Annotated in this window: 14 protein-coding genes; 9 read left to right on the top strand and 5 right to left on the bottom strand. The window is 71.9% G+C overall.

The window, feature by feature from the left end:
• Window positions 1-60: 60 nt before the first annotated feature.
• On the bottom strand, window positions 61-1,560 hold the full coding sequence (locus ACSC1Q_RS03140) for a leucyl aminopeptidase (RefSeq protein WP_436757087.1): 1,500 nt from the start codon (window positions 1,558-1,560) through the stop codon (window positions 61-63).
• 138 nt (window positions 1,561-1,698) lie between these two features.
• Between ACSC1Q_RS03140 and ACSC1Q_RS03135 the strand changes: the two genes are divergently transcribed.
• The 3 genes from ACSC1Q_RS03135 to ACSC1Q_RS03125 all read left to right on the top strand — a co-directional run bounded on the left by ACSC1Q_RS03135 (window position 1,699) and on the right by ACSC1Q_RS03125 (window position 4,368).
• On the top strand, window positions 1,699-2,034 hold the full coding sequence (locus tag ACSC1Q_RS03135; protein ID WP_329092738.1) for a GntR family transcriptional regulator: 336 nt from the start codon (window positions 1,699-1,701) through the stop codon (window positions 2,032-2,034).
• Window positions 2,031-3,068: a DUF1648 domain-containing protein gene (locus ACSC1Q_RS03130; protein WP_436757086.1), complete on the top strand. Its 1,038-nt coding sequence runs from the start codon at window positions 2,031-2,033 to the stop codon at window positions 3,066-3,068. Before ACSC1Q_RS03135 ends, ACSC1Q_RS03130 begins: the two co-directional genes overlap by 4 nt.
• A 361-nt stretch (window positions 3,069-3,429) precedes the next feature.
• Window positions 3,430-4,368, top strand: a complete 939-nt coding sequence (locus ACSC1Q_RS03125) for a CPBP family intramembrane glutamic endopeptidase (RefSeq protein ID WP_436757085.1) — start codon at window positions 3,430-3,432, stop codon at window positions 4,366-4,368.
• 157 nt (window positions 4,369-4,525) lie between these two features.
• On the opposite strand, the gene ACSC1Q_RS03120 is transcribed toward ACSC1Q_RS03125, so the two are convergent.
• Both ACSC1Q_RS03120 and ACSC1Q_RS03115 read right to left on the bottom strand, forming a co-directional pair.
• Entirely contained in the window at window positions 4,526-5,485 is a 960-nt protein-coding gene (locus ACSC1Q_RS03120) for an adenosylcobinamide-GDP ribazoletransferase (protein WP_436757084.1), read from the bottom strand.
• A gap of 209 nt (window positions 5,486-5,694) precedes the next feature.
• A complete protein-coding gene (locus tag ACSC1Q_RS03115; protein ID WP_436757240.1) occupies window positions 5,695-6,474 on the bottom strand; it encodes a bifunctional adenosylcobinamide kinase/adenosylcobinamide-phosphate guanylyltransferase in 780 nt (259 codons plus the stop codon).
• Between the two features lie 857 nt (window positions 6,475-7,331).
• On the opposite strand from ACSC1Q_RS03115, the gene ACSC1Q_RS03110 reads away from it, so the two are divergent.
• Window positions 7,332-7,538, top strand: a complete 207-nt coding sequence (locus ACSC1Q_RS03110; RefSeq protein WP_350970781.1) for a hypothetical protein — start codon at window positions 7,332-7,334, stop codon at window positions 7,536-7,538.
• A gap of 293 nt (window positions 7,539-7,831) precedes the next feature.
• Here ACSC1Q_RS03110 and ACSC1Q_RS03105 read toward each other — a convergent pair whose 3' ends face one another.
• A complete protein-coding gene (locus tag ACSC1Q_RS03105) occupies window positions 7,832-8,833 on the bottom strand; it encodes an aldo/keto reductase family protein (RefSeq protein WP_436757083.1) in 1,002 nt (333 codons plus the stop codon).
• Window positions 8,834-8,888: 55 nt separating this feature from the next.
• Between ACSC1Q_RS03105 and ACSC1Q_RS03100 the strand changes: the two genes are divergently transcribed.
• Window positions 8,889-10,322 (top strand): SMI1/KNR4 family protein, encoded by a 1,434-nt coding sequence (locus ACSC1Q_RS03100; protein WP_436757082.1) that lies wholly within the window; start codon window positions 8,889-8,891, stop codon window positions 10,320-10,322.
• A 227-nt stretch (window positions 10,323-10,549) separates the two neighbouring features.
• Here the strand turns inward: ACSC1Q_RS03100 and ACSC1Q_RS03095 are convergent, their stop codons facing one another.
• A complete protein-coding gene (locus ACSC1Q_RS03095; RefSeq protein ID WP_344746179.1) occupies window positions 10,550-11,158 on the bottom strand; it encodes a DUF3043 domain-containing protein in 609 nt (202 codons plus the stop codon).
• 145 nt (window positions 11,159-11,303) lie between these two features.
• On the opposite strand from ACSC1Q_RS03095, the gene ACSC1Q_RS03090 reads away from it, so the two are divergent.
• From ACSC1Q_RS03090 to pspAB, 4 genes are all read left to right on the top strand, one after another.
• A complete protein-coding gene (locus tag ACSC1Q_RS03090; RefSeq protein WP_436757081.1) occupies window positions 11,304-12,140 on the top strand; it encodes a PspA/IM30 family protein in 837 nt (278 codons plus the stop codon).
• Window positions 12,137-12,415, top strand: a complete 279-nt coding sequence (pspAA, locus tag ACSC1Q_RS03085; RefSeq protein ID WP_329092758.1) for a PspA-associated protein PspAA — start codon at window positions 12,137-12,139, stop codon at window positions 12,413-12,415. Before ACSC1Q_RS03090 ends, pspAA begins: the two co-directional genes overlap by 4 nt.
• Window positions 12,416-12,424: 9 nt before the next feature.
• Complete coding sequence (htpX, locus tag ACSC1Q_RS03080; RefSeq protein WP_436757080.1) at window positions 12,425-13,330, top strand: zinc metalloprotease HtpX; 906 nt, start codon at window positions 12,425-12,427, stop codon at window positions 13,328-13,330.
• A gap of 128 nt (window positions 13,331-13,458) precedes the next feature.
• Window positions 13,459-14,067 carry a PspA-associated protein PspAB gene (pspAB, locus tag ACSC1Q_RS03075; RefSeq protein WP_436757079.1) on the top strand — a complete coding sequence of 203 codons (609 nt, stop codon included), beginning with the start codon at window positions 13,459-13,461 and terminating at the stop codon, window positions 14,065-14,067.
• The last annotated feature ends 87 nt before the right edge of the window (window positions 14,068-14,154 follow it).

Genomic DNA, 14,154 nt, shown 5'->3' with positions numbered 1-14,154 from the left:
TGACCCCGGCAACCGCATCTTTTCATTTGTCTAGGTTGCTTGTGACCCGCTTGCGCGGCGTTACCGGGTGGGCTCGCCCGCGTGGCGCTCGGCCAGGCCGACGAGTGTCCGGGTGATCGCCCCGGTGCCGCCCTTCGGCGTGTAGCCGTGGGGCTCACCCTTGTTGAAGGCGGGACCGGCCATGTCAATGTGTGCCCAACGGACCCCGTCCGGTACGAATTCCCGCAGGAAGATGGCGGCCGTCAGCATCCCGCCGAAACGCTCGGGGTGCAGGTTGGCGATGTCGGCCACCGGGGAGTCGAGGCCCTTGCGGAGCTCGTCGGGCAGGGGCATCGGCCACGCGGCCTCGCCCTGCTCGGCCGCCGTCGCGACGATCTCCGCGCGGAGGTCGTCGTCGTTGCCCATGACGCCCGCCGTCCGCCAGCCCAGCGCGACGATCTGCGCGCCGGTGAGCGTGGCGACGTCGACGATCACGTCGGGGTCGTCCTGCGCGGCGCGGGCGATGCCGTCGATCAGGACCAGGCGGCCCTCGGCGTCGGTGTCGAGCACCTCGACGGTCTTGCCCGCGAAGCTGGTGAACACGTCGGAGGGGCGCTGCGCGGTGCCGCTCGGCATGTTCTCGGCCAGGCAGAGGTAGCCGACCGCGTTGACCTTCAGGCCCAGCCCGGCGATCGCCAGGAGCGCGCCGAGGACCGCGCCGGCGCCGCCCATGTCCGACTTCATCCAGTCCATCGAGGCCGTCGGCTTGAGCGACAGGCCGCCGGAGTCGAAGGTGATGCCCTTGCCGACGTACGCGAGCCTCTTGGTGGCCTCGGGGTGGCTGTAGGAGAGGCGGACCAGCCGGGGCGGGTTGGCCGACCCCTGGCCGACGGCGACGATGCCGCCGTAGCCGCCCTCCTTGAGCGCCTTCTCGTCCAGGACCTCGACCGACAGGCCGGCCTCGGTGCCCACCCGCTCGGCGATCTCGGCGAAGCGGGCCGGCCACAGGTCCGACGGCGGGGTGTTGACCAGGTCGCGGACGAGCGAGACCGACTCGGCCAGCGTGGTGGCGCGGTCGATCGCGGCCTGGGCGCCCTCGGCGTCGGTCAGCACGGCCAGCTCGGCCACCGGGGAGCTCTGCTCTCCCACGGTGCGGTATCTGGTGAACGAGTAGGCGCCGAGAAGGCCGCCCAGGGCGGCGGCGCCGGCGTGCTCGGCGCTCGCGGCGGGCAGGGCGAGCGCCACCCGGCCGGTGCCCGCCAGGGCGCGGACCGCGGTGCCCGCGGCGCGGCGCAGGACCTCGGCGTCGTAGCCCTCGGCGGGAGTGTCACCGAGGCCGACGACGACCAGCAGGGGCGCGGTCAGCGCGCCGAAGGTGGGGATCTTGGAGATCTCGCCCGGCTTACCCTTGGCGCCCACGCTCTCGAGCGTGGCGGCGAGCCTGCCGCCGAGCGCCTGGTCGAGGCCCTCGGCCCCGGGAGCGGGAAGCAGGCCGTCCGGTCCGGTGTGGACGCCGACGACCAGTGCGTCGGTATCGAACGAGACAGCGTTGTCAGTTGGGGTAAGCCGCACAGTGGTCACGTAGGCCGATGCTAGTCGGGCTGGCGCAGTACGCATAAACGAGGGTTCGTCCTACGAATCGTGCCGCCCGATGGTGCTATTCGGGGTGGCACCATCGGGCCGCTTGGTGCTAATGTCGCTAGCACTATGTTGCTTACCTTGGATCTGAACGATCCCCGGCCGCTGCACGAGCAGGTCGCCGAGGCGATCAGACGCGCCGTCGCCGAGGGTTCGTACGCTCCGGGAGACCGGCTCCCGCCGGCCCGCGACCTGGCCGCCGCGCTGGGCATCAACGCCAACACGGTGCTGCGCGCCCTGCGGGACCTGCGCGACGAGGGGGTGCTGGAGTTCCGCAGGGGCCGGGGCGTGAGCGTGCTCAGCCGCCCCAACCCGCGCAGCGTCATCGAGGAGAAGCTGCGAGCCCTGCTCGACGAGGCGGTCCAGTACGGCTACCGCCACGACGACGTCATCGAGCTCATCAGGGAACTGTCGTGACCGGGCCGCGAGCCCGGTCCTTGGAAGGGGTGACCGACGTGGGGCTGCGAGCCCGATTCCTGTCCATCGCCGCCGGTTGGGCCGCGCTGGTGACCGCCGCGCTGATCGCCGCGCCGCTGGCGCTGCGAGACCGGCTGCCCGATCCGATCGCCACGCACTGGGGGCCGTCCGGCGTCCCCGACAACTCGATGCCGTTCACCGCCTCGCTGCTGGTCCAGGCGGGCCTGTGGGCGCTGCTCGCGTGCGGGGCCTGGGGGGTCGCGCTCGCCGGCGGCGGGATGTTCAGGCGCAGGACGAGCCGCATGGGGCTCGGCGCCCTGCTGGGCGGCGCCGGCCTGTTCTTCCTGGGGCTGCAGGCGGTCACGCTGACGGCCAACCTCGACGCCCCCGACTGGAGCCGGGCCGCCGACCTGGGGTGGGGCGCGCTGCTCGCGGTCGCGGGGCTGGTGCTGGGCGGCTGGCTCGGCGCCCTCGCCGCCCGCCCGGGGCCCGACGACCGGCCCGAGCCGTCCGCCGTCCCCACGAGGCGGATCCCGCTCCGCCCCGGCCAGCGCGCGGTGTGGGTCTCCTCGGTGGGCAGCGGCCCGCTCGCCGCGCTCGGCGGCTCCCTCCTGGCCGCGGGCCTGGGGCTCGCCGTGCTCGCCCTGATCGGCGGCGAGGGCGCGCTGTGGATCCCGGCGGGGATCATGTCCCTGGTGGGCCTGCCGGTGGCGACCTTCAGCTCGGTGCGGGTGCAGATCACCGAGGAGGGCATCGTGATCTTCTACGGGCCGTTCCGCCTGCCCCGCAGGCACATCCCGATCGAGCGGGTGGAGCGGGCCTGGACGGAGGAGCTGCTCCCGTCCGGCGTCGGGGGCTGGGGCGTCAGGGGGTTGCCGGGGGCCATGACGATCATGATCCGCGGCGGGGAGTGCCTCGTGGTGGGCTACGTCTCCGGCGGCCGCCTCGCCATCTCGATCGACGACGCGGAGAGGGGCGCCGCCCTGCTGAACACCCTCGTGGACCGGGCCTCCACGGGTCCGTCCGCCCGCTGATCCCGGCTCGTCGGCTTCCGTCCCCTCATCTCTGTTCCCTGCTCCTGCTCCCGCCCGCTGACTTTCGTCCCCTGATATCCGTCCGCCGCCCCCGTATATCGGCTTTCGCCCGTCGGCCTACGCTCGTCGGCTTTCGCCCGCTTTTGCCACCACCCCCTGTCCGCTGATTTCCGCCCGCTGCCTCCATCCCCGGCCGTTCTCCGTCTCCTCCTTTCCTCCGCACGTCCTTCTTCCGGTCCCTCGCCTCCCTGGCCCCTCGCTGTGTCACGGCCCTCCCGTGGCCGCCTCCGCCGCCTTTTGTCCCTCCTGTTCCTCTTGTTTCTCTTGTTTCTCCCGCGTCCGAGCACCCGAAGGTGGTGTCATGCTTCGCCGATCCCCTGACCTGTGGTTGTTCCTGCTCGTCGCGTTCGGCCTGTCCTGGTTGTTCGCCCTTCCCCTCTGGCTGTCGGACGCGCCGACCGGCACGCTCGTGTTCACGGTGGTCGGGGTGGCGATGATGTTCACCCCGACGCTCGGAGTCCTCGCCGTCCGGCTGTACGACAGGCGGGTCGGGGATCCCGCCACCGGGCGCGAGTGGGCCGTGCGGACGGGCCTGTCGGCGGGCGGGAGCCGGGGCCGCGTGTTCGCGCTGGTCGCGCTGGCCTGGTTCGGCGTCCCCGTGCTGGTCGTCGTCGCGATCGCGCTCAGTGCCGCCCTCGGCCTGCTCTCCGTCGACCTGCGAGGGTTCAGCCTGTTCCGCGAGAGCCTGGCGGCGGCCGTCCCGGGCGGGACGCCCTCGATGGGGACCGGGGTCCTGGTGGCCGTGCAGGCCGTGTCGATGGTCCTGGTCGCCCCGCTGGTCAACTCGGTCGCGGCCTTCGGTGAGGAGTGGGGGTGGCGAGGCTGGTTGCTGCCGCGCCTGACGCCGCTCGGCGCCTGGCGGGCGATCCTGGTGTCCGGGGTGATCTGGGGGCTCTGGCACTTCCCGCTCACCCTGCGTGGATACAACTACCCCGAGCTCGGGGCCTGGGCGGCGCCGATGTTCGTCATCTTCTGCGTGACCTTCGGAGCCCTGCTCGGCTGGCTCCGCCTCTGTTCGGGAAGCGTCTGGCCGGCGGTCGTCGGGCACGGATCGCTGAACTCCTCGGCGGGTCTGATGCTTCTCGTCGGTGACGCGGCCGACCCGCCGGTGTTCGCCGTCGCGGGGATCACGGGCCTGGTCGGTTCGGTGTTGCTGGCCGTGGTCTCCGCGCTGCTGTTCAAATACCGGCCGGTTCAAATACCGGCCGGTCGAGCGGCCGGTCCTGGTCGCCGCCCGTGAAATCCACAGCGGGGCCGTGTGAGGGCCGGGCGAGATCCCAGGTGAGGTCGTGAGGGCAGGGTGAGATCCCGGGTGGGAAGGTTCCTCGGGTCCCGCGATCCTCTCGGGGCCACGGCCACGGCCACGGCCACGGCTACGGCCGAGACCGGGAGGGAGATCAGTTCACGAGGATCGTGCAGGCCAGCAGGGTCGTCGCGGTGGTGATCTCGACGAGGGCGCCGAGGACGTCGCCGGTGACGCCGCCGAGCCGTCGCACGGCCCTGCGCCGTACGGCCCAGGCCGCCAGCAGCCCCGCGAGCACGGCCAGAGGGAGACCCAGCGGGGCGAGGAGTGGCCCCAGACCCGATACGAGACCCGCACCGGGGGTGCCCGCCCCGAGGAAGTCGCCGACTTCGGAACGGGTCATGTCCACGTAGGCCACATAGCCCCATCCGCCGGAGGACTCGGAAGACCACGGGGCAAGGGCGCCGATGCCGTGGAGATAGGCCAGCGCCGCCGTTCCCATGAGCACCAGCGCGGTCACGACCACCGCGACGCTCCGCCGTACGGTGCCCGCGACCATCGCGCCGAGCCCGTCCGGGCGTGCCGGGGGGATGCCCGCGCGGCAGGCCCAGGTGAGGGCGAGCCGTCCGGCCGCGCAGGCCGCGACCAGGGTGATCGCGCCCGCCCCCGCGCCCGCACCGGTGACGGCCTCCTGCAGGGCCGTCACCTGGACCAGCAGGACGAGGATCAGTGTCACCACGCCGAATGGGCCGATGTCCGACCGCTTCATGATCTCCAGCGCCCGCTCGGCGGGTTTCCCGCTGCCCAGCCCGTCGGCGAGGTCGGCCAGCCCGTCCAGGTGCAGCCCTCGGGTGAGCAGCGCCACGATCGCCACGGCCAGCACCGACGCCGGAAGCGGTGTCACCCCCAGCCACAGGGAGATCGCCAGCACCAGCCCGCCGACGGCCCCGATCATCGCCCCCACCAGCGGGGCCACCGTCATCGCGACCCCTCCCGCGCGGCGGTCGATCACTCCGGGACGGACCGGGAACACGCTCAGCGTGCCGATCGCGAGACGCGCCCCGTCGGCGAACGTGGACGGGCCGTCCTCGGCCGGGGGAGAGGGTTCGGACATGACCGATGATCGTAGCCGTCGGCCTCCCGGTGCCGTGATCGCGTACGTCCATCGGACCGCGTATGCCCACTGGACTCGGTGGTGTGCCGTCTCGGGGACGGCCTCAGCCGCTCCGGAAGCCCGATGAGGGGTGCCGGTTACAACATCGGGTCACAACATCAGGGAGTTCATGCGGGAGGGAGCGGCTACGGGAGGGGGCGGGGAGGAGGTCAGATGGGGAGGGGGAGGAGACGGCCGGCGACGACGAGGGTGACGTCCTCCGACTCCAGGGCGAGACGCTGGTTCAGCCGGCCGAGCGTGTCCCGGAACATCCGGCCGCTGGCGGTGCCGGGCACCACGCCGAGCCCGACCTCGTCGGAGACCGCCACGACCCGAGCCCGGGTCTGCCTCCAGGCCTCGACCAGATCGTCACACCGGGCCGCGACCGCGTCCCTGCCGTCCCTGCCGTCCCTGCTTTTGTCGCGGGTGGAGCCGTCGCCGCCCGGCCAGGCGTCGCACTCGTCGAAGACGGCGGCCACCCAGGTACCGAGCCCGTCGATCAGCAGCGGGATCTCGGAGGACCGCAGCAACTCGGCCAGGCCGGTGGTCTCGGCGGTCTTCCAGTGGGCGGGCCTGCGGTCGCGATGCGCCCGGACCCGGCGCAGCCACTCGGGATCGCCGTCGCCGGACGGGCCTGTCGCGACGTAGAGCACCTCTGGCTCCGCCGCCAGTCGCAGTTCGGCCTCCGCCGACTTGCCCGACCGGCTCCCCCCGAGCAGCAGGGTCCTCCTGGACGGGGAAACCGGGGCGGGTGGGGGCTCGCCGATGTCGACGACCGTGCCGTCCGGTACGACGCGCACCCCCCACAGAGTGCCCCGCCGGACCAGTTCCGCCTCCGTGGGCACCCGGTGGTCGACGCCGACGGCCACCACGTGCGTCCGTTCGCCGACCAGGCCCCGCCGCCGCAGGTCCCCCAGTCGTTCCGGCCGATCCAGCACGTCCAGCAGCACCAGGTCCAACGCCTCTCCCGCGCCACCGGTGTTCTCCTCCCGTACGCCCCGCCCATCACGAGAAGATTCGTCCCGAGAGGATTCGTCGCGGGGGAACTCACCGCGTGAAGGCTCCCCGTATGGAGGCCTCACGCGCGGAGGTTTCTCGCACGGAGGCTCTCCGCGCAGGGGGGGAACGGGCGGGGAAGAAGTGGCGTGCAGGACGCGCCGGCCGCCGGGAGTGGTGACGGTGAGGCCGTCCGGGCCGGCCGAGGCGTGGTAACCGGGCGGAAGCGGACCGGCCAGCGGCAGCCGCACCGAACCGCCGGGCTCCACCGAACCGCCGGGTGCCACTGAGCCGGCGGGCGGCAGTGAGCCGGCGGGCGGCGGCGAACCACCGGGCTGCGGCGAGGTGCCGGGCGTCACCGAATCGCCAGGGGCCGTAGATCCGCCAGGGTCTGTCGAGCCGTCGGGTGGCGGGGAGCCGGCGAGCGGTGCTGGGGCGCCAGGCATCGGGGAGCCGTCGGGTGTCACCTGGACGTCGAGTACAACGGAGATGGGACGGCGGCCTGGTGTGGCACGGGCGCAGGAGGCGCACCCGCAGTCCGGGGACGGCCATCCGCCCGCGCTCGCCGTGCCGGAGATCAAGATCTTCACGTCCGCTCTCCTGCCTGGTCGAAGAACTGGTCGGGAGGCCACGTGTCTCCGCCTCCGGGCGGAAGCCGACGACCTCCGTGGCGTGCCGAGGGTGCCGGGAACGTCCCGGCGACAGGGCGCGAGGTCATGATCTCGCCTTCATGCCCGGGAGTGCCCGGGAGAGGTAGTGTTCGCTGAGCCGCCGAGGGGCACCGGCAGGATCCGCGAGAAGGGGCTATGGCATGACGTGGCGCTGGCGTTACGAAAACGCGAATGGTGGCGAGGTGGTCGAGGGTGTTTCGCCGTCCGACACGTTCCCGAGCCAGGCGGACGCCGAGTCGTGGCTCGGTGAAAGCTGGCGTGAGCTGCTGGATTCCGGAGTCGAGAAGGTCACCCTGCTCGAAGGCGAGCGTGTCGAGTACGAGGGCATGTCACTGCGCCCGGAGTGAACCCGGATGAACGGAGAACCCCTCGGCCCCTCTCTGAGGATGAGGAACCGAGGGGTTCTTTCCCGTTCCGCGCACGAACGCGAAGGGCGCACGACCGCGGGCACCCGCGAACGCAAGCGGCCCCGAACGCGAGCATCCGCGAACGCGAGCGGCCCCGAACGCGAGCGGCCCCGAACGCGAGCAGCCCCGAACGCGAGAGGCCAGGTCAACGCCACCGGCGTTCACCGTGACGGGTCACCTGATCCGGTCACCCGACCCGGCCAACCCGACCCGTCACCCGACCCGTCACCGTGCTACGGACGCGACGCGGGGCTCACGGTCTTGGCGGGGTCGCGCTCGACGATCGGGCCGAGGATGTCGTCGATCTTCCGCAGTACCTCGGACTCCAGCTTCACCCCGGAGGCCTTGACGTTGTCGCGGACCTGCTCGGGCCTGCTGGCCCCGACGATGGCGGAGGCCACGTTGGGGTTCTGCAGCACCCAGGCCACCGCGAGCTGGGCCATGGACAGGCCGAGGTCGGCGGCGACCGGCTCCAGCTGCTGGACGCGGGTGAGCACGTCGTCGGTGAGCATCCGGGAGATGACGTTCTTCCCCCCGGTCTCGTCGGTGGCCCGGGAACCGGCGGGAGGCGGCTGCCCCGGCCGGTACTTGCCACTGAGCACGCCCTGGGCGATGGGGGAGAAGACGACCTGGCCGACGCCCTCCTTCTCGCTCAGCGGCACGACCTCGGCCTCGATGACCCGCCACAGCATGGAGTACTGGGGCTGGTTGGAGACCAGGCGGTCGAAGCCCATCTCGTCGGCGATCTTCAGCGCCCGGCCGATCTGCTCGGCCGTCCACTCGCTGACGCCGACGTAGAGGACCTTGCCCTGGCGTACGAGGTCGTCGAAGGTCTTGAGGGTCTCCTCAAGCGGCGTCTCGTTGTCGAAGCGGTGCGCCTGGTACAGGTCGACGTAGTCGGTCTGCAGGCGGCGCAGCGAGCCGTGCAGCGCCTCGGTGATGTGCTTGCGCGACAGCCCTCGGTCGTTGGGGCCGGACCCGGTCGGCCAGTAGACCTTGGTGAAGATCTCCAGGGACTCGCGGCGGACCCCCGCGAGAGCGCGGCCGAGAACCTCCTCCGCCTTGGTACCCGCGTACACGTCGGCGGTGTCGAAGGTGGTGATCCCCTCGTCGAGTGCCGCTCGCACGCATTGCCTGGCGGCGTCCTCCTCTACCTGGGAACCGTGTGTGATCCAGTTGCCGTAGCTGATCTCGCTGACCATGAGACCGCTGCGGCCAAGGTGGCGGAATTCCATGGTCCGAGGTTAGTAGGCGCCATATTTCATGGCGATTCGGGATAGCCTGCCGGGCGTGTTGCGGTTGATCACTTCCCGACGGGTACGGCTCGCGCTCGCCGCGGCGGCGCTGGTGGCGGGCGTCGTGGCGGTCGCCCGCCTGCGGCGCCGGTCGGAGGAGCGCCGGACCGCCTCCCTCGCCGAGGGGCCACTCGCCGGGGGACCGAGCTCTGGAGCCGGACGCGCCGGAGGACCGGGGTCCGGAGCCGGGCGCGCCGGGGAACCAGGCTCCGGAGCCGGACGCGCCGGGGGGCCGGGGTCCGGAGCCGGGAGCGCCGGGGAACCAGGCTCCGGAGCCGGACGCGCCGGGGGGCCGGGGTCCGGAGCCGGGAGCGCCGGAGGACCGGGGGCCGGAGCCGGGACCGCGCCCCGATGGCCTCCCGTGCCCGTCCTCGGCACCCCCACGGACGAAGATCTCAGGCGGTACGCCGCCAGGCCCCCCTCCGCCGTCAGGACCGCCGTCGAGCGGATGTTCGAGCGGGGGCCGCGGGCGCCGGGAGAGCCGCTGGACGAGGCGGCCCGGAGCCGCCTGGTCCGCTGGGGCGCCATCGGGATCGGGCTGTGCGTGCTCGCCTTCGGCACGCAGGTCCTGGAGAGCGCGGTCTTCTCGAACGGGGTGGAGACCGTCGAGGCGACCGATGTCCGGAGCGCCGGCGGGCGGTGCGGACCGGGACCGGGCACCCCGCTGGAGCCAGGGCTGCGCTACACGAGCGACACGGACGCGGAAGGGGCGGCCCGGCACGTCCGATGTGTGGGCACGGAGGAGCTCCCGGTCCCGGAGGTGACCGCCGAGGCCCCCGTGGCGGTTCCCGACGCCGACTGCCACCCGCCGGCGCGGACCCCGCGGGTGCGGGCGATCGACCCGAGGGTGACCCGGGCGGTGAACCACCAGTGGCGCCGTATCGAGAGGTGGCTGGGGGCCAACGCCCCCGCGAGCCTCCGCACGCTGGGCAGGCCCGCCAGAGCCCGGACGATCGCCGTCGCCGAGGCGCAGATGGGCCTGCGCTTCCCCAACGACCTGCGCGCCTCCCTGCTGCGCCACGACGGGGCCTCCGTCGTGGGCGGCACCTGGGCGTTCGGGTTCCTCGGCAACTGGAACCATGGGGTCCGCGAGATCCGTGACACCTGGCGGCGGCTGTGCGGGATAGACGGAGAGGTCGAGGGAGAGGGCACGGACGAGGACGCGCGGACGGAGTGGTGGGACGGGCGGATGATCCCGTTCGGCGCCGACGGGAGCGGCAACCATCTGGTGGTCGACTCCGTGATACGCGACGTCGGCGGCACCGATCACGAGGACGTGATGAATTTCCTGCCCGGCGGCGTCCCGATCGGTTCGTACTACCGCCTGCTGCGGGCGACGGCGCACGCCCTGGAGACCGGCGGGTCCATCGGTCACTGGAAACCGGTGGTCACCGGCGGCGAGCTGGGCTGGACGTTCGTTGCGGAGTGACCGTACGTAGCACAGGGTGACGCCCGTCCGGTTCGGGAGTGAGGCCCCTCGAAGAGCGAGGCCCCGCGAGGGCGCCCGCCGCTGGGGCCGCGAAGCCGGTGAGGAACGAACCGGTTGAGAGCGAAGGACCCCGCCCCCTCACGGAGGGGACGGGGTCCGTGAACGTGTCCGGCCACGAGGTCGCGAGGTCTCGCCAGGTCTCTCGGGCTCCGCGGGTGACTCCGCCGTCAGTTCTTCGGCGGGACCGGCCTGCCGCCGGGCAGCACGGCGGGCGGCGGGAAGCGCAGCTTGCGGATCTGCAGCGCGCGCATGGCGGCGTAGAAGCCGACGCCCTTGAGGTTCTCGTTGGGGAACTTCTCGGCGGTCAGCTTCTTCACCTTCCAGGACACCCAGATCGAGGTGAGCAGCACGCCCACCATCATGAGCGGCCAGCCGACCGTGATCACCGCGACGTAGACGTAACCGCGGACGTCCGCCGGGAAGGGGATCCAGGTGAGCAGCAGGATGAGGAGGGAGAACGGCAGGAAGTACTGGCTGGCGAGACGGCGGGAGTCGACCCAGTCACGCGCGAACTTCCTGGCGGGCCCCTTGTCACGTGCGGGGAAGTAACGCTCGTCGCCACGCAGCATGCCCTCGCGCGCCTTGACGCGCTCGCTGGCCTGGCGTTCGCGGAGGTTCTTGTAGGCCTCTTTGCGGTTCTGGGGGGCGTTCACCGGCTGCCGGCGACGGCCTTCGGCGTCCCGTCGCTTGGGTGTGGGACGCCCCTTGCCCGCAGGCTTAGGATCGTTAGCGGAGGCGGGGGAGTCGTCCGCGGTGGTCTGGGTACGTCGGAACACAACGTCAGCCTACCGGGACTGCAACTTAGTGACGCCCCCGCGCGTTATGCGTAGGGTGAACCCTATGGTGGCTCCGGTGCTTTTCGGGGGCTGGACTCACTTGGGGTGACCCGAAGCGCATTGAAGAAGGGGACGGCCGACGCGCATGAGCGTGATGAAGAGACTTTCGCTGATCTTCAGGTCCAAGGCGAACAACGCGTTGGACAAGATGGAAGATCCTCGCGAGACCCTGGACTACTCATATCAGCGCCAGCTGGAGTTGTTGCAGAAGGTGCGCCGAGGCGTGGCGGACGTCGCCACCTCGCGCAAGCGCGTGGAGCTTCAGATCAACCAGATCGAGGCGCAGTCGCGCAAGCTTGAGGAGCAGGGCCGCAAGGCGCTCGGAGTCGGCCGCGAGGACCTGGCCCGCGAGGCGCTGACCCGCCGTGGCAGCCTGCAGACCCAGATCGCGGACCTCCGCGTACAGCACGACAACCTGCAGTCCGAGGAGGAGAAGCTCACCACGGCCTCCCACCGGCTGCAGGCCAAGGTCGACTCCTTCCGTACGAGGAAGGAGACGATCAAGGCGACCTACACCGCGGCCGAGGCGCAGACGCGGATCAACGAGGCCTTCTCCGGCATCTCCGAGGAGATGGGCGACGTCGGCCTGGCGATCCAGCGCGCCGAGGACAAGACGGCCTCCATGCAGGCCCGCGCGGGTGCCATCGACGAGCTGCTGGCCAGCGGCGCGCTCGACGACTTCAGCGGGCAGCGCGGCGACGACATCCAGGCCGAGCTCGACCGCATGGGCGGCGGGCACGACGTGGAGCTGGAGATCGCGCGGATGAAGGCCGAGCTCGGCCAGGGTCCCGCGCCGCAGGGCGCGATCACGCCCGGCCCGGGGCAGCCCCACCAGCAGCCCCAGCCTCAGCAGCCGCCCCAGCAGCAGCAGCCGCAGTCCAACCAGACGCAGCAGCTGCGCCAGCCGGGGGAGGGCCTGTGATCGTCCGCATCATGGGGGAGGGGCAGATCGACATCGCCCCCGCAGACCTCGACGTGCTGAACACGCTGGACGCCGAGCTGGAGGCCGCCATCGAGGCCGGCGAGGAGGAGACCTTCCGGGTACGGCTGCACGCCCTGCTCGACAAGGTCCGCCACGTCGGCAAGGCGCTGCCCGACGACAGCCTGGAGTCCTCGGAGCTGATTTTGCCTCCGGCCGACGCATCCATGGACGAAGTGCGGGAGATGCTCGGCAATGAGGGGCTGATTCCCGGCTAGCTTGGGCATATGGCACAAACCCGGTTCGCCCCGGACCAGGGCCTGACCAGGCGCATGGTGCTCACCATGTTCCTGCTCGGACTGCTCTACGTGGTCTTCGTGGCCGTGTTGATCTCGCTGGGCGTCCGGGCCGTCGTGGTGCTGCTCATCGCCGGTGGCATCCTGCTCGTGCAGTACTTCATGTCCGATCGCATCGCGCTCTTCGCGATGCACGGGCGTGTCGTCTCCCCGCAGGAGGCCCCGGAGCTACACGGCATGATCGACAGGTTGTGCGCGCTCGCCGACATGCCCAAACCGCGGGTGGCGATCGCCGACTCGGACGTCCCGAACGCGTTCGCCACCGGCCGTAACCAGAAGAACTCCGTGGTCTGCGTGACCACGGGGTTGCTGCGCCGCGTCGACGGCGGCGAGCTGGAGGGCGTGCTGGCCCACGAGATGTCCCACGTGGCCCACCGTGACGTCGCGGTCATGACGATCGCGTCCTTCCTCGGCATCGTCGCCGGGCTGATGACCAGGGTCGCGCTCTACAGCGGCCTGGGCGGGCGCGGGCGCGACGACAGGGGCGGCCTGCCGATCGGCCTGATCATCCTTCTCGTCTCGGCGCTGGTGTACGCGGTCAGCTTCCTGCTCACCCGTGCCCTGTCGCGTTACCGCGAGCTCGCCGCCGACCGCGCGGGAGCACTGCTCACCCAGCGTCCCTCCGCCCTGGCCAGCGCCCTCGTCAAGATCAACGGTGAGATGGCCCGCATCCCGACGAAGGACCTGCGCGAGGCCGAGCCGTTCAACGCCTTCTTCTTCGCGCCGGCCCTGTCGGGCAAGGCCGGCCTGTCCGCGCTCTTCGCGACCCACCCGCCGCTGGAACGGCGCCTGGACCAGCTCGGCAGGATCTCCGCCCAGCTCGGGCAGGGCGGGTGACGGACCCGCGGGCCGTGCGCGGGACGCTCGCGGAACGCCTGAAGGGTGCCCCGGCGCCTCGCGGTGACGGACCCGCGAAGAGGTCTTGAGCAGGAGCGAGCGAAGGGGACCGAGGGGGGAGTGATCCGATGCGCTGGTGGGACACGCTGATGGGACGCGGCGAACCGGCCAAGGCCGACCTGGACGCGCTGTTCGCGCTGCCCTCGGCCGCGGTGACGCTGCAGGCCGCCACGGACCTGGCGCCGACGGGAGTGGGGGCGGTCTGCTTCCGCTCGGCCGAGGGCGGGGCGTTCGCCGAACTGGAGCGCGACGTCACCCGGCTGCTGGACGCCGGAGGCGGCCCCCCGGTGGAGGTGTCGAAGGACTCCTTCGGCTACACGTGGCTGCTGGTGCGCCGTACTCCCGACACCCCCGGCACCCCCGACATGCTCGGTGACCTGGTGACGGACCTGCACGCGGTCAACTCCTCCCTTGAGGCGGCGGGCTTCGGCCCCTCCCTGCTCTGCTCGCTGGTCTCCTTCGCCGCCCCCGACGGCCGCGGGCTCGCCCTGGTCTACCTCTACAAGCAGGGCACCTTCTACCCGTTCGCCCCGCTGCCCGCCGAGCGCGGGGGAGGCCAGGCCCAGCGCAGGGACAACGCGCTGGAGTTGCAGGTACGCGGCGCGATCGGCGGCGAGCTGGAGATCGAGCCCGATCTCGGCCGCTGGTTCCCCCTCTGGGGCGCGCCCGGCCTCTGAGAGATCTCCCGCGAAGCCCTGCCCGCACGGCCTCCCCGCGCGGTTCGCGAGGCCGCCTGGAACGCGCCATCGTGGCCGTCCGGCTTG

Origin of the sequence: Streptosporangium heterodermiicola (assembly GCF_051390675.1) — a bacterium.
Classification (GTDB): Bacteria; Actinomycetota; Actinomycetes; order Streptosporangiales; family Streptosporangiaceae; genus Streptosporangium.
Note: the sequence above shows the minus strand (reverse complement) of the source record. Positions and strands in the feature narration are given on the sequence as shown.